Source organism: Kitasatospora sp. NPDC048662 (assembly GCF_055587065.1).
This window is the reverse complement of record NZ_JBVJHA010000008.1, coordinates 95,631-122,105: the sequence shown is the minus strand read 5'-3', so window position 1 is coordinate 122,105 and position 26,475 is coordinate 95,631. Positions and strand designations below refer to the sequence as shown.

20 protein-coding genes and 1 pseudogene are annotated in these 26,475 nt (G+C 71.2%); 9 read left to right on the top strand and 12 right to left on the bottom strand.

Annotation, left to right across the window (positions count from 1 at the left end):
* Nucleotides 1-154: 154 nt before the first annotated feature.
* The 7 genes from gap to uvrA all read right to left on the bottom strand — a co-directional run bounded on the left by gap (nucleotide 155) and on the right by uvrA (nucleotide 9,910).
* Complete coding sequence (gene gap, locus ACZ6R9_RS22435) at nucleotides 155-1,162, bottom strand: type I glyceraldehyde-3-phosphate dehydrogenase (protein ID WP_380485476.1); 1,008 nt, start codon at nucleotides 1,160-1,162, stop codon at nucleotides 155-157.
* A 232-nt stretch (nucleotides 1,163-1,394) separates the two neighbouring features.
* Nucleotides 1,395-2,375 (bottom strand): DNA-binding protein WhiA, encoded by a 981-nt coding sequence (gene whiA, locus ACZ6R9_RS22430; RefSeq protein ID WP_043910002.1) that lies wholly within the window; start codon nucleotides 2,373-2,375, stop codon nucleotides 1,395-1,397.
* Nucleotides 2,366-3,424, bottom strand: coding sequence for a gluconeogenesis factor YvcK family protein (locus tag ACZ6R9_RS22425; protein ID WP_380485478.1), 1,059 nt, complete (start codon nucleotides 3,422-3,424; stop codon nucleotides 2,366-2,368). Before ACZ6R9_RS22425 ends, whiA begins: the two co-directional genes overlap by 10 nt.
* Before the next feature lie 61 nt (nucleotides 3,425-3,485).
* Nucleotides 3,486-4,370, bottom strand: coding sequence for an RNase adapter RapZ (gene rapZ / locus ACZ6R9_RS22420; RefSeq protein WP_380485480.1), 885 nt, complete (start codon nucleotides 4,368-4,370; stop codon nucleotides 3,486-3,488).
* Nucleotides 4,367-6,385, bottom strand: a complete 2,019-nt coding sequence (gene uvrC, locus ACZ6R9_RS22415) for an excinuclease ABC subunit UvrC (RefSeq protein WP_380485481.1) — start codon at nucleotides 6,383-6,385, stop codon at nucleotides 4,367-4,369. Before uvrC ends, rapZ begins: the two co-directional genes overlap by 4 nt.
* 43 nt (nucleotides 6,386-6,428) lie before the next feature.
* Nucleotides 6,429-6,839, bottom strand: coding sequence for a Rieske (2Fe-2S) protein (locus tag ACZ6R9_RS22410; RefSeq protein WP_380485483.1), 411 nt, complete (start codon nucleotides 6,837-6,839; stop codon nucleotides 6,429-6,431).
* A 194-nt stretch (nucleotides 6,840-7,033) separates the two neighbouring features.
* The gene (gene uvrA / locus ACZ6R9_RS22405; RefSeq protein WP_380485485.1) at nucleotides 7,034-9,910 is read right to left on the bottom strand and encodes an excinuclease ABC subunit UvrA; all 2,877 of its coding nucleotides are present in this window, start codon (nucleotides 9,908-9,910) and stop codon (nucleotides 7,034-7,036) included.
* Between the two features lie 236 nt (nucleotides 9,911-10,146).
* Between uvrA and ACZ6R9_RS22400 the strand changes: the two genes are divergently transcribed.
* Nucleotides 10,147-10,899 carry a maleylpyruvate isomerase family mycothiol-dependent enzyme gene (locus ACZ6R9_RS22400; protein WP_465539877.1) on the top strand — a complete coding sequence of 251 codons (753 nt, stop codon included), beginning with the start codon at nucleotides 10,147-10,149 and terminating at the stop codon, nucleotides 10,897-10,899.
* 47 nt (nucleotides 10,900-10,946) lie between these two features.
* Nucleotides 10,947-11,600, top strand: a complete 654-nt coding sequence (locus ACZ6R9_RS22395) for an MBL fold metallo-hydrolase (protein WP_380485489.1) — start codon at nucleotides 10,947-10,949, stop codon at nucleotides 11,598-11,600.
* Between the two features lie 50 nt (nucleotides 11,601-11,650).
* On the opposite strand, the gene ACZ6R9_RS22390 is transcribed toward ACZ6R9_RS22395, so the two are convergent.
* From ACZ6R9_RS22390 to zapE, 4 genes are all read right to left on the bottom strand, one after another.
* On the bottom strand, nucleotides 11,651-12,631 hold the full coding sequence (locus tag ACZ6R9_RS22390; RefSeq protein ID WP_465539875.1) for a TerC family protein: 981 nt from the start codon (nucleotides 12,629-12,631) through the stop codon (nucleotides 11,651-11,653).
* A 219-nt stretch (nucleotides 12,632-12,850) separates the two neighbouring features.
* Entirely contained in the window at nucleotides 12,851-13,429 is a 579-nt protein-coding gene (locus ACZ6R9_RS22385) for a TerD family protein (RefSeq protein ID WP_380485493.1), read from the bottom strand.
* A 172-nt stretch (nucleotides 13,430-13,601) separates the two neighbouring features.
* Complete coding sequence (uvrB, locus tag ACZ6R9_RS22380) at nucleotides 13,602-15,692, bottom strand: excinuclease ABC subunit UvrB (RefSeq protein ID WP_380485495.1); 2,091 nt, start codon at nucleotides 15,690-15,692, stop codon at nucleotides 13,602-13,604.
* A gap of 35 nt (nucleotides 15,693-15,727) precedes the next feature.
* Nucleotides 15,728-16,777 (bottom strand): cell division protein ZapE, encoded by a 1,050-nt coding sequence (gene zapE, locus ACZ6R9_RS22375; RefSeq protein WP_380485497.1) that lies wholly within the window; start codon nucleotides 16,775-16,777, stop codon nucleotides 15,728-15,730.
* Nucleotides 16,778-16,980: 203 nt separating this feature from the next.
* On the opposite strand from zapE, the gene ACZ6R9_RS22370 reads away from it, so the two are divergent.
* The 5 genes from ACZ6R9_RS22370 (at nucleotide 16,981) to ACZ6R9_RS22350 (ending at nucleotide 22,463) form a co-directional block, all read left to right on the top strand.
* The gene (locus ACZ6R9_RS22370) at nucleotides 16,981-17,757 is read left to right on the top strand and encodes a pyrimidine reductase family protein (RefSeq protein ID WP_465539872.1); all 777 of its coding nucleotides are present in this window, start codon (nucleotides 16,981-16,983) and stop codon (nucleotides 17,755-17,757) included.
* A gap of 133 nt (nucleotides 17,758-17,890) precedes the next feature.
* Nucleotides 17,891-18,355 carry an indole-3-glycerol phosphate synthase gene (locus tag ACZ6R9_RS22365; RefSeq protein ID WP_380485501.1) on the top strand — a complete coding sequence of 155 codons (465 nt, stop codon included), beginning with the start codon at nucleotides 17,891-17,893 and terminating at the stop codon, nucleotides 18,353-18,355.
* A gap of 120 nt (nucleotides 18,356-18,475) precedes the next feature.
* On the top strand, nucleotides 18,476-19,861 hold the full coding sequence (gene murC / locus ACZ6R9_RS22360; RefSeq protein WP_465540068.1) for a UDP-N-acetylmuramate--L-alanine ligase: 1,386 nt from the start codon (nucleotides 18,476-18,478) through the stop codon (nucleotides 19,859-19,861).
* Nucleotides 19,862-19,889: 28 nt separating this feature from the next.
* Nucleotides 19,890-20,294: a peptide-methionine (R)-S-oxide reductase MsrB gene (gene msrB / locus ACZ6R9_RS22355; RefSeq protein ID WP_465539870.1), complete on the top strand. Its 405-nt coding sequence runs from the start codon at nucleotides 19,890-19,892 to the stop codon at nucleotides 20,292-20,294.
* Between the two features lie 93 nt (nucleotides 20,295-20,387).
* Complete coding sequence (locus ACZ6R9_RS22350; RefSeq protein ID WP_465539868.1) at nucleotides 20,388-22,463, top strand: restriction endonuclease; 2,076 nt, start codon at nucleotides 20,388-20,390, stop codon at nucleotides 22,461-22,463.
* Between the two features lie 205 nt (nucleotides 22,464-22,668).
* Here ACZ6R9_RS22350 and ACZ6R9_RS22345 read toward each other — a convergent pair whose 3' ends face one another.
* Complete coding sequence (locus ACZ6R9_RS22345; RefSeq protein WP_380485506.1) at nucleotides 22,669-23,583, bottom strand: GNAT family N-acetyltransferase; 915 nt, start codon at nucleotides 23,581-23,583, stop codon at nucleotides 22,669-22,671.
* Between the two features lie 206 nt (nucleotides 23,584-23,789).
* Here ACZ6R9_RS22345 and ACZ6R9_RS22340 point away from each other — a divergent pair.
* Both ACZ6R9_RS22340 and ACZ6R9_RS22335 read left to right on the top strand, forming a co-directional pair.
* Nucleotides 23,790-24,960, top strand: a pseudogene (locus ACZ6R9_RS22340) (MbnB/TglH/ChrH family RiPP precursor modification enzyme); the annotation flags it as partial.
* 390 nt (nucleotides 24,961-25,350) lie between these two features.
* A complete protein-coding gene (locus ACZ6R9_RS22335) occupies nucleotides 25,351-26,406 on the top strand; it encodes a TIGR04222 domain-containing membrane protein (RefSeq protein ID WP_465539865.1) in 1,056 nt (351 codons plus the stop codon).
* The last annotated feature ends 69 nt before the right edge of the window (nucleotides 26,407-26,475 follow it).

Sequence of the window (26,475 nt, the reverse complement as noted above, 5' to 3'; positions counted from 1 at the left end):
TTGCTCCTCGATGGATGGATCGGCAGGCGGCGACACGGGGCAGCGAGTCACCGGGAAGGGTAGGACGGACGAGGTGGGCGCAGCGGCAGGGCCCGGTCGGCGGTGACAGCCGTCCGGGCCCTGCCCCTTACGTCACGTCAGCTACCGCTGGGAGTCAGAGCTGCTCGCCGATGATGGCGACCAGGTCGACGAGGCGGTTCGAGTAGCCGAACTCGTTGTCGTACCAGCCGAGCACCTTGACCTGGTTCCCCTGAACCATCGTCAGCTTCGAGTCGAAGATGCAGGAGTGCGGGTCGTTCACGATGTCCGAGGACACGATCGGGTCTTCGGTGTACGCCAGGATGCCCTTCAGCGAGCCCTCCTGGGCGGCCTTCTGGAACGCGGCGTTGACCTCGTCCTTGGTGACCTCGCGCTCCAGGGTGACCACCAGGTCGGTGATGGAGCCGGTCGGGACCGGGACGCGCAGCGAGGTGCCGTCCAGCTTGCCCTTCAGCTGCGGCAGCACCAGGGCGGTGGCCTTGGCGGCGCCGGTCGAGGTCGGAATGATGTTCTGCGAGGCGGCGCGGGCGCGGCGCAGGTCCCGGTGCGGGAAGTCCAGGGTGACCTGGTCGTTGGTGAAGGCGTGCACGGTGGTCATCAGGCCCTTGATGATGCCGAAGTTCTCGTCCAGCACCTTCGCCATCGGCGCCACGCAGTTAGTGGTGCAGGAGGCGTTCGAGATGATGTTGTGCGCGGCGGCGTCGTACTTGCCGTCGTTGACGCCCATCACGATGGTGATGTCCTCACCGGTGGCGGGCGCCGAGATGACGACCTTCTTCGCACCGGCGCTCAGGTGCTTCTTCGCACCGTCGGCCTTGGTGAAGATGCCGGTGGACTCGATGACGATGTCGGCGCCCAGCGCGGCCCAGGGGAGGTTGGCGGGGTCACGCTCGGCGGTGACCTTGAAGGTGTGGCCGTCGACGGTGATGGTGTCCTCGGTGTGCGAGACCTCACCGGGGAAGGTACCGAGGGTGGTGTCGTACTTGAACAGGTGAGCCAGCGTCTTGGTGTCGGTCAGGTCGTTGACACCGACGATTTCGATGTCGGCGCCCTGGGCCTTGACCGCGCGGAAGAAGTTGCGGCCGATGCGGCCGAACCCGTTGATGCCTACCCGGATCGTCACGAACCGATCTCCTCTTAGGTACGCCGGGCCGGAGCCCGACGGGGGTGAAATTTTGGGTTTTCCCCGACCACTGATGACCCTACCTCCCCCAAGTGTCGCAAGGCACATCGCCTCACCGGTAGGCCGCAAGGGCCCAGATGGCCGAAAGGAGCGTGCGGGCTTGACCGCGGCGAATGCCGCGTCATGCTCCGCACGCCCCTTCGGGGTTGCGTTCCGGGAGGCTGACGGCCCGTCAGTTCAGGGCCATCTCCTCCGTCAGGTTGGCCTCGGTGTTGGGCAGGCCGAGTTCGGCGGCGCGCTTGTCGGCCATCGCCAGCAGACGACGGATCCGGCCGGCCACCGCGTCCTTGGTCAGCGGCGGGTCGGCGAGCGCGCCGAGCTCCTCCAGCGAGGCCTGCTTGTGCTGCATGCGCAGCGCGCCGGCCGCCGCCAGGTGCTCGGGCACCTCCTCGCCGAGGATCTCCAGGGCGCGGGCCACCCGGGCGCCGGCCGCGACGGCGGCCCGGGCCGAGCGGCGCAGGTTGGCGTCGTCGAAGTTGGCCAGCCGGTTGGCGGTGGCGCGCACCTCGCGGCGCATCCGGCGCTCCTCCCAGGCCAGCACGGACTCGTGCGCGCCGAGGCGGGTGAGCAGCGCGCCGATCGCGTCGCCGTCGCGGATCACCACCCGGTCGACGCCGCGCACCTCGCGGGCCTTGGCCGGGATGCCGAGCCGGCGGGCCGCGCCGACCAGGGCGAGCGCCGCCTCCGAGCCGGGGCAGGTGATCTCCAGCGAGGAGGAGCGGCCCGGCTCGGTGAGCGAGCCGTGCGCCAGGAACGCGCCGCGCCAGGCGGCCTCCGCGTCGCAGGTCGCGCCGGACACCACCGCCGGGGGCAGGCCCCGGATCGGTCGTCCGCGTCCGTCCACCAGCCCGGTCTGCCGGGCCAGCAGCTCGCCGTCCTTCACCACCCGCACCACGTACCGGCTGCCGCGACGCAGCCCGCCGGGGGCCATCACCACCAGATCCGAGGAGTGTCCGAAGATCTCCAGGAGGTCCTTGCGCAGCCGCCGTGCCGCAATGCCGGTGTCCAGCTCCGCCTCGATCACGATGCGGCCGCTCACAATGTGCAGTCCGCCCGCAAAACGCAGGATCGCCGAGACCTCCGCCTTGCGGCAGCAGGCACGGGTGACGGGAAGCCGGGAGATCTCGTCTTTCACCGCTGCCGTCATCGCCATGGGCCGATCCTTCCATGAGTCCGGAAAATCCGGTCGTACGCCGCGGCCAAGAGCTCCGGGTCGTGTCGCGGGGTGCCGTCGGCGCGGGCCACCTGGTCGAGCACCAGTGCGGCGCCCATCCGCTTCGCGGCCTGCTCCAGGCCCGTCAGGTCGGCGAGCCCGAAAGCACCTCCGCTGACGGCCCGCTCATCCACCAGGATCGCATCCACCGCGAGGTCCGGAGCGTGGTCGGCGATCACCTCCAGGTGGCGCTGCGGGGTGAAGCCCTCGGTCTCGCCGGGCTGCGGGGCCAGGTTGAGGGTCAGCAGGCGGCGGGCCCGGGTCTCGGTGAGGGCCTTGGCCAGCTCCGGGACCAGCAGGTGCGGCAGCACGCTGGTGAACCAGGAACCGGGGCCGAGCACCACCCAGTCCGCCTCCAGTACGGCCTGCACCGCCTCGGGGACGGCCGGGGGCTCGTCCGGCAGCAGCCGGATCGACAGCACCGTGCCCGGCGTCACCGCCACCGCGGCCTGGCCGCGCACCGCCGACACCTCGCCCGGCTTCAGCGGGTCGTGGCCGCGCACCTGTGCCTCGATGTCCAGCGGCACCGCGGACATCGGCAGCACCCGGCCCTGCACGTTCAGCAGCCGGCCCACCCAGTTCAGTGCCTCCACCGGGTCGCCGAGCTTCTCCCACAGCGCCACGATCAGCAGGTTGCCGACCGCGTGGCCGCCGAGCCCGCCGGTGCCGGTGAAGCGATGCTGGATCACCTCCGACCAGGTGCGGCCCCAGTCGTCGTCCCCGCACAGCGCGGCCAGCGCCTTGCGCAGGTCGCCGGGCGGCAGCACGCCGAGCTCGGCGCGCAGCCGCCCGCTGGAGCCGCCGTCGTCGGCGACGGTGACGATGGCGGTCAGCTCGGTGGTCAGCCGGCGCAGCCCGGACAGCGACGCGGACAGGCCCTGGCCGCCGCCCAGCGCGGCGATCCGCGGGGCCCCGGGGCGCGGCCCGGGGGCGGCCCGCTCGGCAGGTCTGGTCCGGAGCTGCTGCCGCGCTGGCACGTATCCCGTCACGCCGACCCCATGTTCCTGTCTCGTGCTCGGCCGGGGCGGCGGTACGGGTGGTTCCCGGCCGCTACTCCCGGCCCATGTCCCGGTGGACCAGCACCGTCTCGACCCCGTCCGCGATCAGACGCTTGGTCAGCTGCTCGGACATCGCGACGCTGCGGTGCTTGCCTCCGGTGCAGCCTACGGCAAGCGTCATGTAGCGCTTCCCCTCGCGGCGGTAGCCCTCGGTGATGATCCGCAGCAGCTCGGTGTAGCCGTCCAGGAACGGTTGCGCGCCGGGCTGCTGGAACACGTACTCTGCCACCTCCGGATCGGTTCCGGTACGGGCCCGCAGTTCCGGGACCCAGTGCGGGTTCGGCAGGAAGCGGCAGTCCACCACCAGGTCGGCGTCGACCGGCAGGCCGTACTTGAAGCCGAAGGACATCACGGTGGCGCGCAGCTCGGGCTCGTCCTGGCCGGCGAACTGGGCGTCCATCTTGGCGCGCAGCTGGTGCACGTTGAGGTTCGAGGTGTCGACCACCAGGTCGGCCTCGCCGCGCAGTTCGCGCAGCAGCTCGCGCTCGCGGGCGATGCCGTCGACGATCCGGCCGTCGGCCTGCAGCGGGTGCGGGCGGCGCACCGATTCGAAGCGGCGCACCAGGGCGTCGTCGGAGGAGTCCAGGAACACCACGCGCAGGCGGACGCCGCGCTTCTCCAGCTCCTCCAGCGAGGTCAGCAGGTCGTCGAAGAAGGTGCGGCCGCGCACGTCGACCACCACGCCGATCCGCGGCACGGCGCCCTGCGAGCGGGCTCCCAGGTCGACCATGGTGGGAATCAGCGCCGGCGGCAGGTTGTCGACCACGAACCAGCCGAGGTCCTCCAGGCACTTGGCCGCCGTGGAACGGCCCGCCCCGGACATGCCGGAGATGATCACCAGCTCGGGGGTGCTCTCTCCCCCGTTGGACACAGTCACGTCTCTTCCCCGCTTCTCGGTACTGCTGTGGCGGTGCTGTCTTCGATGATCTCGCCGGTCGCGGTGTTCACCGCGAATGCGGCAGGTGTACGGGAGGCCAAGGCTGCGGCAACAGTCTCGGCGGTCCGGCGCCCGATCCCGGGGACTTCGCACAGCTCGTCGATGGTGGCCGCGCGGAGCTTCTTCAGTGAACCGAAGTGCTTCAGCAGGGCCCGGCGGCGAGTCTCGCCGAGCCCGGGGACGGAGTCCAGTTCCCCCGCCGTGAGCCGCTTGGCCCGCTTCGAGCGCTGGTAGGTGATGGCGAACCGGTGCGCCTCGTCGCGCACCCGCTGCAGAAGGTACAGGCCCTCGCTGGAGCGCGGCAGCACCACCGGGTCGTCCTGCCCGGGCAGCCACACCTCCTCCAGCCGCTTCGCCAGGCCGCACACCGCGACGTCGTCTATGCCGAGTTCGTCCAACGCCCGCTGGGCGGCCGCGACCTGCGGCTGGCCGCCGTCGACCACCAGCAGCTGCGGCGGGTAGGCGAAGCGCTTGGGGCGGCCGTTCTCGTCGGTGAGCGACTCGTCCTCCTCCGGGACGGCCCACTCGCCGGTCTGCTCCCGCTCCTGGAGGTAGCGGCGGAACCGGCGGGTGATCACCTCGTGCATCGAGCGGACGTCGTCCTGGCCCTCGCTGCGGCTCAATTGCTCGCCTCCGGCAAGACCCTTGATCTGGAACCGGCGGTACTCGCTCTTGCGCACCAGGCCGTCCTCGAACACCACCATGGACGCCACCACGTCCTCGCCCTGGAGGTGCGAGATGTCGAAGCACTCGATCCGCAGCGGCGCCGAGTCCAACTCCAGTGCCTCGGCGATCTCCTGGAGCGCCCGGCTGCGGGTGGTCAGATCGGAGGCGCGCTTGGTCTTGTGCAGGGCCAGCGCCTGCTGGGCGTTGCGCTGCACCGTCTCCATCAGGTCCTTCTTGTCGCCGCGTTGCGGCACCCGCAGATCGACCTGGGCGCCGCGCAGGCCGGACAGCCACTCGTGCACGGCCTCGCCGGGCACCGCCGGGACGAGCACCTCGCGCGGCACCTGCTCGGTGCCCGCGCCGTACAGCTGCTGCAGCGCGTGCTCGACCAGGCCGGCCGTGTCCACGTCCTCGACCTTGTCGGTCACCCAGCCGCGCTGGCCGCGCACCCGGCCGCCGCGGACGTGGAAGATCTGTACGGCGGCTTCGAGTTCGTCCTCGGCCACCGCCAGCAGGTCCGCGTCGGTGCCGTCGCCGAGCACCACCGCGTTCTTCTCCATCGCGCGGCGCAGCGCCCCCAGGTCGTCGCGCAGCCGGGCCGCCTTCTCGTACTCCAGCTCGGCGGCGGCCTCCTGCATCTGCGCCTCCAGGCGGCGCAGGTAGTTGCCCGTCCGGCCGGCCATGAAGTCGCAGAACTCCTCGGCGAGTTCACGGTGCTCTGCGGCGCTCACCCGGCCCACGCAGGGCGCCGCGCACTTGCCGATGTAGCCCAACAGGCAGGGGCGGCCGACCTGTTGGGCGCGCTTGAACACGCCGTTGGAGCAGGTGCGGACCGGGAACACCCGCAGCATCAGATCGACGGTCTCGCGGATCGCCCAGGCGTGCCCGTACGGGCCGAAGTAGCGCACGCCCTTCTTGTGCGCCCCGCGCATCACCTGGACCCGCGGGAACTCCTCGTTCAGGGTGACCGCGAGCTCCGGGTAGCTCTTGTCGTCCCGGTACTTGACGTTGAACCGCGGGTCGAACTCCTTGATCCAGGAGTACTCCAGCTGCAGCGCCTCGACCTCGGTGGACACCACCGTCCACTCCACCGACGCCGCGGTGGTGACCATCGTCGCCGTCCGCGGATGCAGGTTCGCGACGTCCTGGAAGTAGGAGGACAGCCGCTGGCGCAGGTTCTTCGCCTTGCCGACGTAGATGACCCGCCCGTGCGCGTCACGGAACTTGTACACCCCGGGCGAATGCGGGATCGCCCCCGGAGCCGGACGGTAGGTGGACGGGTCAGCCATGCCCCTACCGTACCGACTGGCGCCGACACCTCGGAGCGTGACGTTACTTGGTCACCTGGAGCTGTCCGTTCTGCACCGCGACCTTGTACTCCGGCAGCGGCTTCGGCGCCGGGCCGTCCAGCACCGCGCCGTCGGTGATCCCGAAACGGCTGCCGTGGCACAGGCACTGGATCTGCTCCTTGGCCACGCCGTTGACCAGGCAGCCGGCGTGCGTGCACTTCGCGCTGAACGCCTTGTACTCGCCGGCGGTCGGCTGCGTCACGACGACGGCCTGCTCGCGGTAGACCTTGCCGCCGCCGACGGGGACGTCCGAGGCGGAGCCGAGGTCGACCGGGCCGGAGGACGTTTCGGTCTTGCTGCCGCTGGAGGACGAGCAGCCCGCCGCCGTGGCACCCGCCAGCGCGACGGCCGCGCAGCAGAGGACGGTACGACGGGACGCGACGGGCTCGGACATCGGGGACTCCTCGGTGCGGGAAAGGGCGCCAGCAAGGTAGCACGCACAACGCCGACCGCCCGGGGGGCCTGGTGCGATCCCGGAGCGGACCTCGCTGGCGTTCCCCTCCCGCTTCGCGCAGTTCCCCGCACCCCGGACGGGGCGCGGGGATGAGGAACGAAGAGAACCTCAGTGGCCTGCGGCCGAGCCGGAGCTCACTTCCTCCTGCGCTTCACCGGGGTGGCGTCGGAGACGCCCGGCAGGATGTCGCGGAGGAACTTGCCGGTGTGGCTGGCCGTGGAGACGGCGACCTCTTCCGGGGTGCCCTCGATGACCACGCCGCCGCCGCCGGAGCCGCCTTCGGGGCCCATGTCGACCAGCCAGTCGGCGGTCTTGATGACGTCGAGGTTGTGCTCGATGACGATGACGGTGTTGCCCTTGTCGACCAGGCCCTCCAGGACCTTGATCAACTTGCTGATGTCCTCGAAGTGCAGGCCGGTGGTGGGCTCGTCGAGGACGTAGACCGTGCGGCCGGTGGAGCGCTTCTGGAGCTCGGCGGACAGCTTGACACGCTGGGCCTCGCCGCCGGAGAGGGTGGTGGCGGGCTGGCCGAGGCGGACGTAGCCGAGACCGACCTCCTTGAGGGTGCGCAGGTGGCGGGCGATCGCGGGGACGGCCTCGAAGAAATCGAGGGCCTCCTCGATCGGCATGTCGAGCACCTCGGCGATGGACTTGCCCTTGTAGTGGACCTCCAGCGTCTCCCGGTTGTAGCGGGCGCCGTGGCAGACCTCGCAGGGGACGTAGACGTCCGGCAGGAAGTTCATCTCGATCTTGATGGTGCCGTCGCCGGAGCAGTTCTCGCAGCGGCCGCCCTTGACGTTGAACGAGAACCGGCCGGGCAGGTAGCCGCGGACCTTGGCCTCCTGGGTCTCCGCGAACAGCCGCCGGACGTGGTCGAAGACGCCGGTGTAGGTGGCCGGGTTGGAGCGCGGGGTGCGGCCGATCGGCGACTGGTCGACGTGCACCACCTTGTCGACCAGGTCAGTGCCGGTGATCCGGGTGTGCCGGCCGGGGACGCTGCGGGCGCCGTTGAGTTCGCGGGCCAGGTGCGTGTAGAGGATGTCGTTGACCAGCGTGGACTTGCCCGAGCCGGAGACGCCCGTCACCGCGGTGAAGGTGCCCAGCGGGAAGGCGACCGTGACGTCCTTCAGGTTGTGCTCGCGGGCGCCGTGCACCACGATCTGCCGCTTCTTGTCGCGCGGGCGGCGGGCCACCGGGATCGGGATGCCGCGCTTGCCCGCCAGGTACTGGCCGGTGAGCGACTCCTCGTTCTTCAGCAGTTCCTTGAGCGCGCCGGAGTGCACCACCTTGCCGCCGTGCTCGCCGGCGCCGGGGCCGATGTCGACGATCCAGTCGGCGGTCTTGATGGTGTCCTCGTCGTGCTCGACGACGATCAGGGTGTTGCCGATGTCGCGCAGCCGGACCAGGGTCTCGATCAGGCGGTGGTTGTCGCGCTGGTGCAGGCCGATGGACGGCTCGTCCAGTACGTACAGCACGCCGACCAGGCCGGAGCCGATCTGGGTGGCCAGCCGGATGCGCTGGGCCTCGCCGCCGGAGAGGGTGCCGGCGGCGCGGTTCAGCGACAGGTAGTCGAGGCCGACATCGACCAGGAAGCGCAGCCGCTCCAGGACCTCCTTGAGGACCCGCTCGGCGATCTTCTTGTCGCGGGCGTCGAGGCGCAGCGCGCCGAGGAAGTCCGCACAGTCGCTGATCGACATGGCGGAGACCTCGGCGATGGACTTGTCCATCACGGTGACCGCGAGGACCACCGGCTTGAGCCGGGTGCCCTTGCAGGTCGGGCAGGGCACCTCGCGCATGTAGCCCTCGAAGCGCTCGCGGCTGGAGTCGCTCTCCGACTCGGAGTGCCGACGCGTCACGAACGGGACGGCGCCCTCGAACGCGGTGGTGTAGGAGCGCTCGCGGCCGTAGCGGTTGCGGTAGCGCACCTCGACCTGCGTCTTGTGCCCGTACAGCAGGGCCTTGCGGGCGCGGGCGGGCAGCCCGGCCCACGGGATGTCGGTGCGGAAGCCGAGTTCGCCGGCCAGCGCGTTGACCAGCCGCTGGAAGTACTCCTTGGTGGCGCCCTGCGACCACGGGTGGATGGCGCCCTCGTCGAGCGACCTCTCCTCGTCGGGGACCAGCAGCTCGGGATCGACCTCCATCCGGTTGCCCAGGCCCGAGCAGTCCGGGCAGGCGCCGAACGGGGAGTTGAAGGAGAACGACCGCGGCTCCAACTCCTCGAAGGAGACGTCGTCGTAGGGGCAGTAGAGGTGCTCCGAGAACATCTTCTCGCGCTCGGGGTCGTCCTCCGGCAGGTCGACGAAGTCGAGCACCACCATGCCGCCGGCCAGCTTGAGGGCCGTCTCCACCGAGTCGGTGAGCCGGCGCTTGGCGCCGGCCTTCACGGTGAGGCGGTCGATGACCACCTCGATGGTGTGCTTCTCCTGCTTCTTGAGCGTGGGCGGCTCGGTCAGCTGGATGGTCTGCCCGTCCACCCGGGCCCGCGCGTAGCCCTTGGACTGCAGGTCGGCGAAGAGGTCGACGAACTCGCCCTTGCGCTCCCGGACCACCGGGCTGAGCACCTGGAACCGGGTGCCCTCCTCCAGCGACAGCACCTTGTCGACGATGGCCTGCGGCGACTGCCGGGCGATCGGGCGGCCGCAGTGCGGGCAGTGCGGCTTGCCGATCCGGGCGAACAGCAGGCGCAGGTAGTCGTACACCTCGGTGATGGTGCCGACGGTGGAGCGCGGGTTGCGGCTGGTGGACTTCTGGTCGATCGAGACGGCCGGGGAGAGACCCTCGATGAAGTCGACGTCCGGCTTGTCCATCTGCCCGAGGAACTGCCGGGCGTACGAGGACAGCGACTCGACGTAACGCCGCTGGCCCTCGGCGAAGATCGTGTCGAAGGCGAGCGAGGACTTGCCGGACCCGGAGAGGCCCGTGAAGACGATGAGGGAATCACGGGGCAGGTCGAGCGAGACGTTCTTGAGGTTGTGCTCGCGTGCACCACGGACGACGAGGCGGTCTGCCACAGTTACTGGCGCCTTTCTCCGGGTTGAAATGTGTGAGGTCTGCTTCTTCCAGGATGCGCCCGCCAGCGTACTAGCTCATTTGTTCGAATATCGAACCGCCAGCGGGGTGCGCCCGAAGGGGTGAACGGCACCCGCGCCCGACGGTAGCGTCAACGACTGACAACCGCCCCCGGCAACGGCCCGGGGCAGGTCGAGAACCGCCCGGAACCGCTCCACCGACCGTCGAAAGGCACCCGATGAGCGACGCGACGACCGCAGCCGAGCAGCTGCGGGCCACTGTCGAGAGCACCGAGACCCTGCTGCACACCCTGTCCGAGCTGAAGCCCGAGGAGGTGTTCGAACCGTCCGGGCTGCCCGGCTGGACCCGCGGTCACGTGCTGACACACATCGCGCGCAACGCCGACTCGCTGGTCATCCTGCTGACCAACGCCCGCACCGGCCAGAACATTCCGCAGTACGCCGGCTCGGCGGCGCGGGACGCCGACATCGAGGCCGGCTCCGGCCGGCCGCTGGACGTGCAGCTGGCCGACGTCCGCGAGACCCAGCAGCGCTTCGTGGACGCCGCCCGGCTGCTCGGCACCGAACACTGGCAGGCCACCCTCACCCACCGCTCCGGCTACACCTTCCCGGCCTGGCAGCTGCCCGGCAAGCGGCTGGCCGAGCTGGAGTACCACCACGTCGACCTGAACGCGGGCTACACCCCCGCGCACTGGCCGGAGCCGTTCGCGATCGCCGAGTTCCGCCGCCTGGGCACCCACTTCGCCGCCCTGGACGGCCTCCCGGTGGTCCGGCTGATCGCCGAGGACGCGGCACTGGAGGCCCGGCTCGGCGGCGCGGGCGAGCCGGAGCTGACCGCCGAGGGCCCGGTGCGGGCGCTCACCGGCTGGCTCTCGGGCCGCTCGGACGGCGACGGCCTCCAGGTGCACCGCGGCCACGAGGGCCTGGTCGACGCGCGCAGCTCTCTGCCCCGGCTCCCCCCGATGGGATGATGGTGGCGATTGACGGGACACCCCCAGCGGCAACGAGGAGCGACGTGATGGCGTACCACGGAACGGTCAAGGTCGGCGGCGCGCCGGACGTCCGGGAGCTGGCCCACCTGATCATCACCAAGGTGGCAGTCGGACCGTACGACAACAACGCCTACCTGCTGCGCTGCCGGGCCACCGACGAGCAGTTGCTGATCGACGCGGCCGCCGACGCACCGGTGCTGCTGGAGACCGTCGGCAGCCGGCTGGCCGTGGTGGTCACCACCCACCGGCACCACGACCACTGGGGCGCGCTGGCCGAGGTGGTCGCCGCCACCGGTGCGCGCACCGCGGCCGGGCGGGTGGACGCGGAGGGCATCGAGGTGCCCACCGACGTCCCGTTGGAGGACGGCTCGGTGCTCCGGGTCGGCCAGGTCGAGCTGACGGTCCGCCACCTGGTGGGCCACACCCCCGGCGCGATCGTGCTGATCTACGACGACCCGCAGGGCCACCCGCACCTGTTCACCGGCGACTGCCTGTTCCCGGGCGGGGTGGGCAACACCTGGGGCGACCCGGCCGCCTTCGAGTCGCTGTTCCGGGACGTCAACGAGAAGATCTTCGACGTCCTCCCCGACGAGACCTGGGTCTACCCGGGCCACGGCAACGACACCACGCTGGGCGCCGAGCGCCCGCACCTGCCGGAGTGGCGCGAACGCGGCTGGTGAGCGCACACGTGAGGGCCCCCGCCGAGGCGGGGGCCCTCACGTTTTTTGCGTCAGGCGTCGATCTTCTCCGGCTTGTCGACGTCGTCCTGCTTCCGCGTGGCGATCAGACTGGTGACGGTGGTGACCGCCAGGGTCAACAGGATGAAGCCCAGCGACACCGGGATGCTGATCTCCGGGACGTGCGCGCCGGCCTCGTGCAGCGCGTGCAGCACCAGCTTCACGCCGATGAAGCCGAGGATCACCGACAGGCCGTAGGACAGGTGGACCAGCTTCTTCAGCAGCCCGCCGATCAGGAAGTACAGCTGCCGCAGGCCCATCAGCGCGAAGGCGTTGGCGGTGAAGACGATGTACGGGTCCTGGGTGAGACCGAAGATGGCGGGGATCGAGTCCAGCGCGAACAGCACGTCGGTGGTGCCGATCGCGATCATCACGATCAGCATCGGGGTCATCAGCCGGCGGCCGTTCTCCCGGATGAACAGCTTGGTGCCGTGGTACTGGTCGGTGGACGGGACGCGCTTCTGGATCGACTTGAGCAGCCGGTTCTCCTCGAAGTCCTCCTCGCCCTCCTCCTCGGCCCGGGCCTCCTTGAGCAGCTTCCAGGCCGTCCAGATCAGGAACCCACCGAAGATGAAGAACACCCAGGAGAAGCTGGAGACCAGCGCCGCGCCGCCGGCGATGAAGACCGCCCGGAGCACCAGGGCGATGATCACACCGAACATCAGCACCCGCTGCTGGTAGATCTTCGGCACCGCGAACTTGCCCATGATCAGGATGAACACGAACAGGTTGTCGACGCTGAGCGACTTCTCGGTGATGTAGCCGGCGAAGAACTCCCCGGCCGGCTGCCCGCCGCCGTACCACCAGAGGAACCCGCCGAACAACACCGCCAGCACGACCCAGACAGCCGTCCAGATCCCGGCCTCCTTGATGGAGACCTCGTGCGGCTTGCGGCCGCCGATGAAGAAATCGGCCAGGATCAACAGGGCCAGCACCGCGATGGTGCCGGCCCACAGGCCTGCGGAAACGTCCATGACTGCTCCTCCGGCAGCTAGGCGAACATCGTCACTGCCGGAGGTCTCTTCCGCCGCACGGCGCGCCAATCGGTCGGCGCCGCGCGACCAGTGCCCCGGGATGCCGCGACGGGCACCCGTGATGACGGGGTCACTGAACGGGGAATACTCCCCTCCGCTCCCGTCGAGAGTAACAGGAACGCCAAGGGAAGGTAAAGAAGGTAAAGGGCCGCCCTCGGTCTACAGGAAGGGCTCGATGAACGGCAGCATGTCCCGGAAGGTGCGGCCGGTCGCGGGCGCGCCGATCGCGGTCATCTTCCAGCCCGCGCCGTCCCGCTCCACCTTGGCCATGATCTGCCCGGTGTGGGTGCCGCCGCCGGCCAGCTCGTAGCGGGCCAGCTCCTGATTGGTGGTCTCGTCGACCAGCCGGCAGTGCGCGTTCTGCACCTCCAGGAAGTTCTGGCCGCTGTACGAGCTGACGGTGAACACGATCTGGGTGACCTTGCGCGGCACCTTGGTCAGGTCGACCAGGATGCTCTCGTCGTCCTCGCCTCCGACGCCGCCGACCAGGTTGTCGCCGGTGTGCTGCACCGATCCGTCGTTGCTGACCAGGTGCGAGAAGAACACCACGTCGCTCATCGTCTTGCCGTCGTACAGCAGGGCGGACGCGTCCAGGTCGATGTCCTTCGGCCGGCGGCTGAAGAAGCCGCGCTTGCCCGGGGCGGACTTCCAGCCGAGGCCCATCCGGACCACGCTCAGGGTCTCGCCACTGGACTTCAACAGGCTGACGCTCTGACCCTTGGCCAGGTTCACCGACACGCCACCACCCCTTCCTCCGGGTTGCCCCGGCTCTCGCCCGCGACCGGCCGTGACAGGAGCGTCCTGGCCCCATGCCGGCCACGCACCACCTTAGCCGCCGCCCCGCCGCCCCGGTCCGGGACGGCGAGACTGTGGCAGAACTACGACACGGCGGCTGTTTCGGGCAGCCGGATCAGGCCATGCCGGCCTCGCGCATCTGGCGCAGCTCGCGCTTGAGCTCCTTGACCTCGTCGCGCAGCCGGGCCGCCACCTCGAACTGGAGCTCGGCGGCGGCGGTGTGCATCCGGTCCGTCATGTCCTGGATCAGCTCGGCGAGTTCGGCCGCGGGCAGGTTCTTGGCGGGCTTGCGGTCGAGGCCCAGCGAGGGCACCTGGGCCTTGCCCTTGCCCTGCTGGCGGTAACCGGTGGCGAGCAGCTCCTCGGTGTCCACGTCCTCGCCGGCCATGGTGGAGAGCAGGTCGCCGATCTTCTTCCGCAGCGGCTGCGGGTCGATCCCGTGCTTCTCGTTGTACGCCTGCTGGACGACGCGCCGGCGGTTGGTCTCGGAGATCGCCAGCTCCATCGCCGGGGTGATCTTGTCGGCGTACATGTGCACCTGGCCGGAGACGTTTCGCGCGGCACGGCCGATGGTCTGGATCAGCGAGGTGCCGGAGCGCAGGAAGCCCTCCTTGTCGGCGTCCAGGATCGCCACCAGCGAGACCTCGGGCAGGTCCAGGCCCTCACGCAGCAGGTTGATGCCGACCAGCACGTCGTACTCGCCGGCCCGCAGTTCCCGCAGCAGCTCGATCCGGCGCAGCGTGTCGACATCGCTGTGCAGGTAGCGGACCCGGATGTCCAGGCCGAGGAAGTAGTCGGTGAGGTCCTCGGCCATCTTCTTGGTGAGCGTGGTGACCAGGACCCGCTCGTCCTTCTCCACCCGCTGCCGGATCTCGTGCACCAGGTCGTCGATCTGGCCCTCGGTCGGCTTGACGATCACCTCGGGGTCGATCAGGCCGGTCGGGCGGATGATCTGCTCCACCTGCCCGTCGCCGCGCGCCAGTTCGTACTTGCCGGGGGTGGCCGACAGGTAGACGGTCTGACCGATCCGCTCCTGGAACTCCTCCCACTTCAGCGGCCGGTTGTCCATCGCCGAGGGCAGCCGGAACCCGTGCTCGACCAGCGTGCGCTTGCGCGAGGCGTCGCCCTCGTACATCGCGCCGATCTGCGGGACCGTCACGTGCGACTCGTCGATGACCAGCAGGAAGTCCTCGGGGAAGTAGTCGAGCAGGGTGTTCGGCGGCGAGCCGGGCTCGCGGCCGTCGAAGTGCATCGAGTAGTTCTCCACGCCCGAGCAGGTGCCGATCTGCCGGAGCATCTCGATGTCGTAGGTGGTGCGCATCCGCAGCCGCTGGGCCTCCAGCAGCTTGCCCTGCTTCTCCATCCGGGCGAGGGTCTGCTCCAGCTCCCGCTCGATGTCGTTGACCGCCCGCTCCATCCGCTCCGGGCCGGCCACGTAGTGGGAGGCGGGGAAGACGTAGACCGAGTCGTCCTGGCTGATCACCTCGCCGGTCAGCGGGTGCAGCGTGTACAGCGCCTCGATCTCGTCGCCGAACATCTCGATCCGGACGGCGAGTTCCTCGTACACCGGGAAGATCTCGACGGTGTCGCCGCGTACCCGGAAGGTGCCGCGGCTGAACGCCAGGTCGTTGCGGGTGTACTGGATGTCCACGAAGCGGCGCAGCAGTGCGTCCCGGTCGATCTCCTCGCCGACCTTCAGCCGGACCATCCGGTCCACGTACTCCTGCGGCGTGCCGAGGCCGTAGATGCACGACACCGACGCCACCACCACGACGTCCCGCCGGGTGAGCAGGCTGTTGGTGGCGGAGTGGCGCAGCCGCTCGACCTCCTCGTTGATCGAGGAGTCCTTCTCGATGTAGGTGTCCGTCTGCGGGACGTACGCCTCGGGCTGGTAGTAGTCGTAGTACGAGACGAAGTACTCGACGGCGTTGTTCGGCAGCAGCTCGCGGAACTCGTTCGCCAGCTGCGCGGCCAGCGTCTTGTTCGGCGCCATCACCAGGGTGGGACGCTGCAGCTTCTCGATCATCCACGCGGTGGTGGCGGACTTGCCGGTACCGGTCGCGCCGAGCAGGACGACGTCCTTCTCCCCTGCGCGGATCCGGCGCTCCAGCTCGGCGATGGCCGCCGGCTGGTCACCATTGGGCTGGTAGGGGCTGACGACCTCGAAGGGCGCCACGGACCGCTCGATACTCGTGATGGGACGCACCCCTCCACCGTACGACCGGCCACCGACAGTCCGAGTTACTTGGCGGAATCCCGGGCCAGCGCGACCAGCCGGGAGACCGCGCGCAGGTACTTCTTGCGGTAGCCGCCGCGCAGCATCTCCTCGGTGAACACCTGGTCGAACGGCACACCGGAGGCGGTGATCGGCAGCTCCCGGTCGTACATCCGGTCCGCCAGCACCACCAGGCGCAGCGCGGTCGCCTGGTCGTCCACCTGCCGCACCCCGCGCAGGAACACCGCGCCGATCTCGTCCAGCAGCGCGCCGTAACGGCTGGGGTGCACCTCCTTCAGGTGCTCCAGCAAGGTGTCGAAGTCGTCCAGCGAGGCGTTCGGGGTCTTCTCGGCCCGCTCGGTCACCTCGGCGTCGGTGTACGGCGGCGGCGCGTCCGGCAGGCCGCGGTGGCGGTAGTCCTGGCCGTCGATCCGCACCGGGCGGAAGTGCGCGGACAGGCCCTGGATCTCCCGCATGAAGTCCGCGGCGGCGAACCGGCCCTCACCGAGCTTCTCCGGCAGGGTGTTCGACGTCGCGCAGAGCTTGACCCCGTTCTCCACCAGCCGGCTCAGCAGCGTCGAGACCAGCACCGTGTCGCCCGGGTCGTCCAGCTCGAACTCGTCGATGCACAGCAGCCGGTGCGAGCTCAGCGTCCGCACCGCGCCCTGGAACGTCAACGCGCCGACCAGGTTGGTCAGTTCGACGAAGGTACCGAAAGCCTTCGGCCCCGGAACCGCATGCCAGAGCGACGCCAGCAAGTGCGTCTTTCCTACGCCGTACCCGCCGTCCAGGTAGATCCCCGCCGGCCCGCTCGGCGCCGGCGCGGACCTGCGGAACCACCCGCGCTTGGCCGGCTCCGCACCCGCGTTCAGGCTCGCCGCGAAGCCCTCCAGGATCTGCACGGCCTCGTACTGGCTCGGCTGCGAGGAATCCGGCAGGTAGCTGCCGAAACTCACGCCGGCGAAACGTGGCGGCGGCACCATCTCGGCCACCAACCGCTCGGCCGGAACCACCGGCCGCCGAGAGGCGAGGGCTGTCGCGGTACGGATTTCGGACTCCGAGGCAGGTGCAGACACGAGAAACCAGCGTACAGGTGAGCGAGAGCCCAGGAGGCGCGAGGAACTGCGCGACCAGCGACACCACGTCCGTAAGGTCGCGATCAAGTGCAGGTCATTGTCCCGCAACGCGATCTCGCGGTTGGGTGCCTTCCGCTTCGCGCAGTTCCCCGCGCCCCCGGTTTCGCGCCCGCCTGCGTTCGCACCGCTGCGAGACTTGAGCCATGGAGCAACTGATCGGCAACACCCCCGGCACCCCCGGCAGCCTGGAGTGGCTGGCCCAGGCGTACGCGTACCCGTCTCACACCCCGTGGCTGCGGGCGAACATGGTCGCGTCGTTGGACGGTGCGGCCCGGCTGGACGGCCTCTCGGACGGGCTGTCGAGCGCGGCGGACAAGCGGATCTTCGGGGTGCTGCGCGCGCTGTGCGACGTGGTGCTGGTGGGTGCGGAGACGGTGCGGGCGGAGGGTTATCGGCCGGGGCGGGCGCGCAAGGAGTTCGCCGAGCAGCGGGCCGCCGCCGGGCAGTTGCCGGCGCCGGTGATCGCGGTGGTGACCCGGAGCCTGGACCTCGATCTCGCGGCTCCGCTGTTCGCCGAGCCGCTGGTCCCGACGGTGGTGATCACCACCTCGGACGCGCCGGCGGACAGACTCGCCCGGACCGCCGAGGTTGCCGAGGTGATCACCGCGGGAACGGGCTCGGTGGACCTGCCCAGGGCGGTCGCGGCGCTCACGGAGCGTGGTTGGCACCGCCAGCTCTCCGAGGGCGGTCCTCGCCTGTTGGGGCGGCTCGCGGCGGACGGTCTGCTGGACGAACTGTGTCTCTCGGTGGCCCCGTTGGTGACGGGCGGTGACTCGCCACGGATCGTGAACGGGCCGCCGGTTGCGGACGTTCGGCGGATGCGCTTGGTGTCCCTGATCGAGGAGGAAGGTTTCCTCTTCACCCGCTATCTGCGGCCGACCGATCCGGACCGGTCCCCGAGCGACCCCGCCCTCACCTGAGCCACTTCCTGACCGATGTGGACCACGTGTTCCATGTGGCGCGTGTGCAGCGTGAGGAATCCTTCCTCCGGGCACTATGAAGGAGGGGATGAGGAAGCCGGACCCGGGGGCCCGTACCAGCGAAGGGACTCACGTGTTCAAGACCGTACTGATGATCGAAAAGGCACTTTCCGACGCCGACGTGGAGCTGGTCACCACCCTCCACGGCGAGGAGCAGGTGTCCTTCGTCGTCCTGATGCAGCCGCGCGGTCGGCAGGACGAACTGCTGCGCGCCCTGGACGATGTGGCCCTCGGCCATCTTGACCAGGCGGTGCACGAGCACGACGAGCGCGACGGCGACGAACCGACGCTGGCCGGGGAGTCCCTGGAGCACAGCCTGCGGCACCTGCGGCGGGCCGGCGCGGAGGCGGTCGGCGAGGTGGTCGAGCAGCAGCCGCTGGTGCGCCTGCGCGAGGTGGTGGAGGAGAACCGGGCCGACGAGGTGCTGGTCCTGACCTCGCCGCACTTCGTCGAGGAGTTCTTCCACCGCGACTGGGCGTCCCGCGCCCGGCACGAGGTCGGCGTCCCCGTACTCAAGCTGTTCGCCAGCGACTCCTGACCGCCCTCCCGATTAGGGCAGAATCGTCCCGTGACTTGTGCCATGCGGCACAACTCGCGGGACGACCCTTTCCGCCCCCTTGCCAGTACGGAGCCAGCCTTGAACGACGCCGCGCACGACCTGCACGCCCCGCACTTCATCGGCATCGGCGGCGCCGGAATGTCCGGTCTGGCGAAGATCCTCGCGGTCCGCGGCGCGACCGTCTCGGGCAGCGACGCCAAGGAGTCGGAGACCGTGCGGGCGCTGCGCGAGCTGGGTGCGACGGTGTTCGTCGGCCACGCGGCCGAGCACCTGCCGGCCGGGACCAGCAGCGTGGTGGTGTCCAGCGCGATCCGCGCCGACAACCCGGAGCTGGTGGCGGCGCAGCAGCGCGGCATCCCGGTGGTGCACCGTTCGGACGCGCTGGCGGCGCTGATGGGCGGCCGTCGGGCGCTCGCGGTGGCGGGCACCCACGGCAAGACCACCACCACCTCGATGCTGGCGGTCAGCCTGGGTGAGCTGGGCCTGGAGCCCTCGTACGCGATCGGCGGTGACCTGGACCTGCCCGGGTCGAACGCGCACCACGGCGCGGGCGAGATCTTCGTCGCGGAGGCGGACGAGAGCGACCGCAGCTTCCACAAGTACGCGCCCGAGGTGGCGATCGTGCTGAACGTGGAGCTGGACCACCACGCCAACTACGCGTCGATGGAGGAGATCTACGAGTCCTTCGAGGCCTTCGTCGGCCGGATCGTGCCCGGCGGCACCCTGGTGGTGTCGGCCGACCACGAGGGCGCCCGCGAGCTGACCCGCCGGGTCGCCGGGCGGGACGGCCTGAACGTGGTGACGGTCGGCGCGGCCGAGGATGCGGACGTGCGGGTGCTGTCGGTGGCGGCGCGCGGCATGACCAGCGAGGTGACGGTCGAACTGGGCGGCGAGCCGCTGACGTTCACCGTCTCGGTGCCGGGCCGGCACTACGCGCACAACGCGGTGGCGGCGCTGGCCGCGGGCGTCGCGCTGGGCGTTCCGGCGGACGGGCTGGCGAAGGCGCTGGGCGCGTACACCGGCGTGAAGCGGCGGCTCCAGCTGAAGGGCGAGGCCCGCGGCGTGCAGGTGATCGACTCGTACGCGCACCACCCGACCGAGATGGCCGCCGACCTGGAGGCGATCCGCGAGGCGGCGGGCGCGGGCCGGGTGCTGGTGGTGTTCCAGCCGCACCTGTTCTCCCGGACCCAGCAGTTGGCCGAGGAGATGGGTCAGGCGCTGGCGCTGGCCGACGCCTCGGTGGTGCTGGACATCTACCCGGCCCGCGAGGACCCGATCCCGGGCGTCACCGCCGAGCTGATCATCGACGCGGCCCGCCGGGCCGGTGCGGACGTCCGCGCCGAGCACGAGTTCGCCGCCGCGCCCGCCGTACTGGCCGCGCTGGCCCGTCCCGGTGACCTGGTGCTGACCATGGGCGCGGGCGACGTCACCACCCTGGGGCCGGAAATTCTGGCCGCCCTGGCGGACGTTGCACCTGCTGTCTGAGTCCGACGGCCGAGCCCTGGAGAGTGCCGTGAGCTACGAGGTCCAGAAGTCCGACGCCGAGTGGCGGTCCGAGCTGACACCCGAGGAGTACCACGTGCTCCGCGAGGCCGGCACCGAGCGGCCGTTCGTCGGCGAGTACACGGACACCAAGACGGTCGGCGTGTACAGCTGCCGGGCGTGCGGGGCGGAGCTGTTCAGCAGCGAGACGAAGTTCGAGTCGCACTGCGGGTGGCCGTCGTACTACGCCCCGCTGGCCGGGGACTCGGTGGAGTACCTGGAGGACACCACCCTCGGGATGCGCCGGGTCGAGGTGCGCTGCAAGAAGTGCGGCAGCCACCTCGGGCACGTGTTCGAGGGCGAGGGCTACGACACGCCGACCGACCAGCGGTACTGCATCAACTCGATCTCGCTGCGGCTGAAGCCCGCCGCATAGGGCGCGCCGACGCCCGCCCCCGTGGAAGACTGATCGCTCTTGGTCGGTCTGGATGTGGGTGGGGCGGGCGTGGCGCGGCGGCGGTCTTCCGGGGTGTGGTCGGTACTGGCGGAGGCGCAGCGTGAGCAGCACCGCCGCGCGGAGACGCAGCGGAAGGCGGCGGCCGCGCAACAGCGGGACTACGAGCGGGCGCAGCGCGAGGCACAGCGGGCGGCGGCGCGGGGTGAGCGCGAGGCGCTGAAGGCGTACCAGCAGCAGCGGGACGCGGACGCGGCCCGTCGGACGGCCGAACTGGACGACCGGGTCGCCGAGTTGCGCGGGGTGCTGGCGGCGGGGCTGGCCGGTCCGGGGTTCTCGCTGGCGGAACAGAGCCGGGGCGGGCAGGGCGCGATCCCGCCGTTCGACCCGGGGCCGCTGGGCCACCCGGTGCCGATGCCGGATCAGAACTGGTACCTGGTGCCGCCGCTGACGGGCGCCCAGGCGTTCAACCCGGCGGCGCGCCGCCAGTGGGAGGAGCAGGCCGCGCACGCCCGGGCCAGGTTCGAGTACGACTGGCAGGCGGCGTGGACGGCCGAGCAGCAGCGGCAGCGTCAACTCGCGGACTACCGTGCCCAGTACGACGCGTGGGCGGCCGAGCGGCACCGGCTGCTGGCCGGGCAGAGCACCCAGGCCGGACGGCTCGCGCAGCGGCTGCGGGCCGGCGAGGCGGCGGCGGTCGCCGAGTACTTCGAGGCGGTGATCGACTGGCGGGAGGACTGGCCGGACGGCTTCCCCACCGACGGCGAGACCTCCTGGGACGCGGACACCCGCCGGCTGGTGGTGCGGTGGGAGCTGCCGCCGTTCGACGTGGTGCCGACGGTCGGCCGGTACCGCTACGTCCGGTCCGACGACCGGGAGGACGAGGTGGCCCGGCCCGCCACCCAGCGCAAGGAGATCTACCGCGAGGTGCTGGCGCAGTGCGCGCTGCGGGTGCTGGCGGAGGTGTTCCGGGCCGACACCGACCGGCTGATCGCCTCGGTCGGGCTGAACGGCGTGGTGGTGGCCCCGGACCCGGCGACCGGCCAGGAGGGCGACCGCTGCCTGCTGGCCGTCGAGGTGGACCGGGAGACCTTCGCCGGGCTGGCGCTGGACCGGGTCGCGCCGCTGGACTGCCTGCTGGAGGCACTCGCCGGGCGGCTGTCCGCCCGTCCGGAGAAGGCCGACACCGTGGCCGCGATCCCGGCCGCCGCGACCTCCGCCGGGGACGGCGAGGAGCCGGACCTGTTCGCGATGGACCCGATCGAGTTCGAGAAACTGATCGCCGAACTGTTCCGCCGCCGCGGCTTCCGCACCAGCACCACGGCCCGCAGCGGCGACGAGGGCGTGGACGTGCTCGCCGAGGACCCCGACCCGATCACCGGCGGAAAGATCGTCATCCAGGCCAAGCGCTACCGGCACACCGTCTCCCCCAGCGCCGTCCGCGACCTGGAGTCCACGATGCGCCGGCAGGGCGCCAACCGCGGCATCCTGGTCACCACTTCGGGCTTCGGCCCGGGCTCGCGCAAGCACGCGGAGGGCCAGCCGCTCACCCTGGTGGACGGGCCGATGCTGCTCACCCTGCTCCGCGAGCACGGCCTCCCGGGCCGCCTCGGGCCCGCCCCCGTCCCCGCACAACGGGCCGGCGAGGCAGCAGCGGTGGAGCTGGCGCCCGGCCAGAACACGGTGCTCCCGGACGACGAGGTGCGCGTCCGGTTCCGGGCCGACGGCGCGGAGGCCGACCTGACGCTGCTGCTGCTCGGCGCGGACGGCAAGGTGCGCACCGACGAGGACTTCGTCTTCTACCACCAGCCGACCGCGGCTGACGGCGCCGTCACCCTGGAGCCCGGCGACGGCAGCGCGACGGTCCGCACCGGCCAACTGCCGTCCGCCGTCCACCGGGTGGCGGTGTCGGTCAACCTCGACGCCGACGGCGACGCCACCTGCGCGGACCTGGTCGACCCGGCGGTGGAACTCGCCTCCGGCCCCGGCCGCTGGATCTTCCGCCCACCGGCCGACCCGGCGATCTCCGCAATGCTGGTCGCCGAGCTCTACCGCCACCCGGCCGACGGCTGGAAGCTCCGCGCCATCGGCCAGGGCTGGGCCGACGGCCTGGCCGGCCTGGCCCGCGACCACGGCGTGGACGTCGAGTAACGGGAGAGACAGCAGGCGGGCGCGGGGACTGCGCGAAGCGGAAGGCGCTCATCGGCAAGATCGCGACGCAGGACAGTGACCTGCACGTGATCGCGACCTTGCGGACGTGACTTGCGCTTGTCGCCCAGTTCTCCCCCCGCCCTGGCGGGCCGGGAGGTACCCCACGCGCCCCCGGTTGCGCTCTCCCGGGCTTCGCGCCCGCCGGCTACAGCGTCCGGCTGTACTTCCACTCCTCCGCACAGACCCGGTACCCGAACCACTCGTTGATGGCGAGCATCGCCACGTTCTCGCCGTCGTTGTGCGTGTACGCGGCCGCCAGCCCCCGCGCCTGCGCGCGATGCAGGGCGTGGGCCTTGGCGAGTTTGGCGAGGCCGCGGCCGCGATGGGTGGAGCGGGTGGCGGTGAAGGCGGACCAGTAGTTCCGGCCGTCGGTCTGGGCGGCGGAGAAGGCGACGGCCTCGCCGTGGTCGAGGGCCACGGTGGTGAGGGTGTGGTCCTGGTCGGGGCGCTGCCAGATCTCGGCGAGCCAGCTCTCGTACGACTGGTCGTCGAGGGTCAGGTCTCCGGGCTCGGAGCGGGTGGCGTCGATGTCGACCAGGTAGACGGGGTACGGGTCGTCCAGGAAGTCCGCGGCGGTGCGCAGTTCGATGCCGGGCGGGGTGGGCGGCAGCGGCGGCAGCGGGGCGGTGAGGTCGCGGCCGGCGTACTGGGCGCGGCGGCCCTTGAGGTAGCCGCGGGCGGCGGCGAAGCCGAGCGCCTCGGGGGTGCTGTCCGCCCAGCCGTGGGCGTCGCGGACGCCGAGCGTGGCGAGTTCACGTTCGGCGGCGGTGAGCAGCGCGGTGCCGATGCCGGCGCCGCGGTGTTCGGGCACCACGCTGACGTTCAGGAAGCCCTGGTGCGGGGTGGTGCTCTCGGTGACCGGGCCGAACCTCGCGGAACCGACCACCTGCCCGCCGCGTTCGGCGACCAGCAGGTTGTAGTGCGGCAGACCGACGAGCCAGCTGGTCACCTCGGGCGTGACGACCAGGTGGGGCCGGCCGGCCCGGTAGGCCTCGGTGGCCCCGGCGGCGTCTTCGGGTGCGAACGGGCGGATGTGGTACGGCATAGAAGTCATAGGCATGTCACGTTAGTCAATCGTTCGCCTGCGCGCTGCTGAATTTCCCCCACCTGCGGGCCGGTCTGTTCAGTGGTCGGGAAAGCTCAAGTTCAGCTCTGAGTTTCCGGTGTCCTGCTTGGCACCGGCTCCGTCCGGATACACCCTCGGCATGGGGGACCGGGGTCGTCGAAAGGCCCGGCGGGAAGGGGTGGATTGTGTCCTCGCACGGAATTCCGCAGCTGGGCACGGGGCTCGGCTGGCGACCCGAGATCGACACCGCCGTGGAGCGGCTGCCCGGCCTGGACTGGGTGGAGGTGGTCGCCGAGAACGTCTGCGCCGACCACCTGCCGCCCTCACTGGCCGCGCTGCGCGGACGGGGCGTCACCGTCGTCCCGCACGGTGTCTCGCTCGGGCTCGGCGACGCCACCGAACCCGACCCGGCGCGGCTGGCCCGGCTGGCGGCGGTCGCCCAGGCGCTCGGCTCGCCGCTGGTCAGCGAGCACCTGGCGTTCGTCCGGGCGGGCGGCCTGGAGGCGGGGCACCTGTTGCCGGTGCCGCGCACCCGAGAGGCGCTGCGGGTGGTGGCCGCCAATGTGCGGATCGCCCAGCGCGAACTGCCGGTGCCGCTGGCGCTGGAGAACATCGCCGCCCATCTGGCCTGGCCCGGCGACGAGTTGACGGAGGCCCAGTTCCTCGCCGAACTCGTCGAACGCACCGGCGTGCACCTGCTGGTGGACGTCGCCAACCTGCACACCAACCGGGTCAACCTGGGCATCGACCCGGCCGCCGAACTCGACCGGCTGCCGCTGGACGCGCTCGCCTACGTGCACGTCGCCGGCGGCGTGGAGCGCGACGGCGTGTGGCACGACACCCACACCCACCCCGTCACCGCCCCCGCACTGGAGGTGCTCGCCGCACTGTGTGAACGCACCGACCCGCCGGGGGTGCTGCTGGAACGCGACGGCGCCTGGCCGCCGCCCGCCGAACTGTCCGCCGAACTCGACGCCATCCGCCGGGTCCACCGCACGGCCCGCGACCACCGGAAGGAGCCCGACCGTGTCCGAACTGGACGAATACCTGATCCGTGACCGCGCCGACGCCGAACTCGCCCTGGCCCGCCACCACTTGGCCCACCGCCAGGAACAACTGCTGACCGCCCTGGTGGCCGGCGGCCCCGCCCCGGACGGCTTCGACCCCGCACAACTGCGCACCCAGACCGAGGGCCTGCTCGCCAAGCGCCGGGAGACCGTCGGCCACCTGATGCCCGAACTGCCCGAACTGCTCGGCACGGACTTCGCGCCGCTGTTCCGCCGCTACGCCGCCGACCACCCGCTCACCGGCGGCTACCGGGCCGACGCCCGCACCTTCGCCGCCTGGGCCCTGGACGCCGCACCCACCGCCCCCTGGCACCCGGCCCTCCACCACCTGCTCCACCCCACCACCCGCCGCTGGACCCGCCTCCTGCCACAACGGCACGCGAAGGCACACCAGTAGCCACCACACGCACCGCACCACCACACGGCCGCCACCGCACGCACCACCGCCGCACCGCACCCACCGTCGCTCCGCAGCACTGCACCTCACCACCGCTGCACCGCACTACCGACCCGGTGCACCGCACCACGGCACTGCCGCCGCACGATCCATCGCTGCACCACACCGCCTACCCGGCGCACCGCACCACGGCACTGCCGCCGCACGATCCATCGCACCGCACCACCGCACTGCCGCCGCACCGATCCATCGCGCTGCCGCCGCACCGATCCATCGCACGAAAGGACACCCGGGGGAATGTGGAACATCCAGTTCGTCCTGGCCCTGGCCCTGGTCTCCGTGACCATGACCGTTGCCACCGTCTTCGACCGGCGCTGCCGCCGGGTCGCCGAACCGAAGGGCCTGCCCGGGCGCGGTATGCCGCTGCTGGACGCCGCCTTCCTGGCCGGCGGTCCGGCCCGGGTGGTGGACACCGCGCTGGTCCGGATGGAGCGCGAGGGCCGGGTGGTGATCTCCCGCGCCCACCGGGTGACGGTCACCGACACCGCGCCGCGCGACGACGTCGAGCGGGTGCTGATCACCGCCGTCGGCGGCCGTACCGGGCGGGACCTGTCCGTGCTGCGCGCCTCCGTGCTGGGCAGCCCGGACGTACAGCGGATCGGCGACGCACTGGCGGCCCGCGGCCTGCTGCGCCACCCGGCCGCGCTCCGGGCGGCCTGGCGGGCCCGCCGACTGGAGGTGGCCGCGCTGTGCGTCACCCTGGGGGTCGGGGCGGTCACCACCGCCCACTGGCTGAACGGTCCGGAGCGGGACACCGGCACTCCCCCGTTCTTCGCGTTCGGGGCACTGACCCTGGTCACCGCGGTGCACCTGCTGGTCGGACGGCCGCCGAAGGCGCGGATCACGCCCGCCGGGGAGCGTCAGCTGGAGCTGGTGCGTGGCAGCAGCCCGTGGCGTCCCCGCGAGCTCGACCGGGAGCACGCCGCCGTGGTGGGCGCGTTCGCCCTGGACGGGTCCGCCGCGCTGACCGACCCCGCGGACCTGCCGCTGCGCGAGGCGCTCGACGGCACCGCGGCCCGGCCGGTCCGGATGGCGAAGGCGGGACGTTCGACGCACTCGTTCAGCACCTCGGACACCGCGACGGCGGCCGGCGGCGGGGCGTGGTGCGGGAGCCCCGTCGCCTCGTGCGGATCGTCCGGCTCCTCGGATCACTCCGGCCACTCCAGCCACTCGGGGCACTCGGGGCACTCGGGCGGGCACTCCTGCGGCGGGTCGTCGCACTCCTGCGGCTCGTCGAGTTCGTGCGGTTCGTCCAGCTCCTGCGGCTCGTCCAGTTCCTGCGGGTCGAGCTGAGTTCGTGTCACAGTTCGATATCGCGGCAGGTGGATCCATTCCGTTTGCCGCGCACGCAGGGCTAGAACA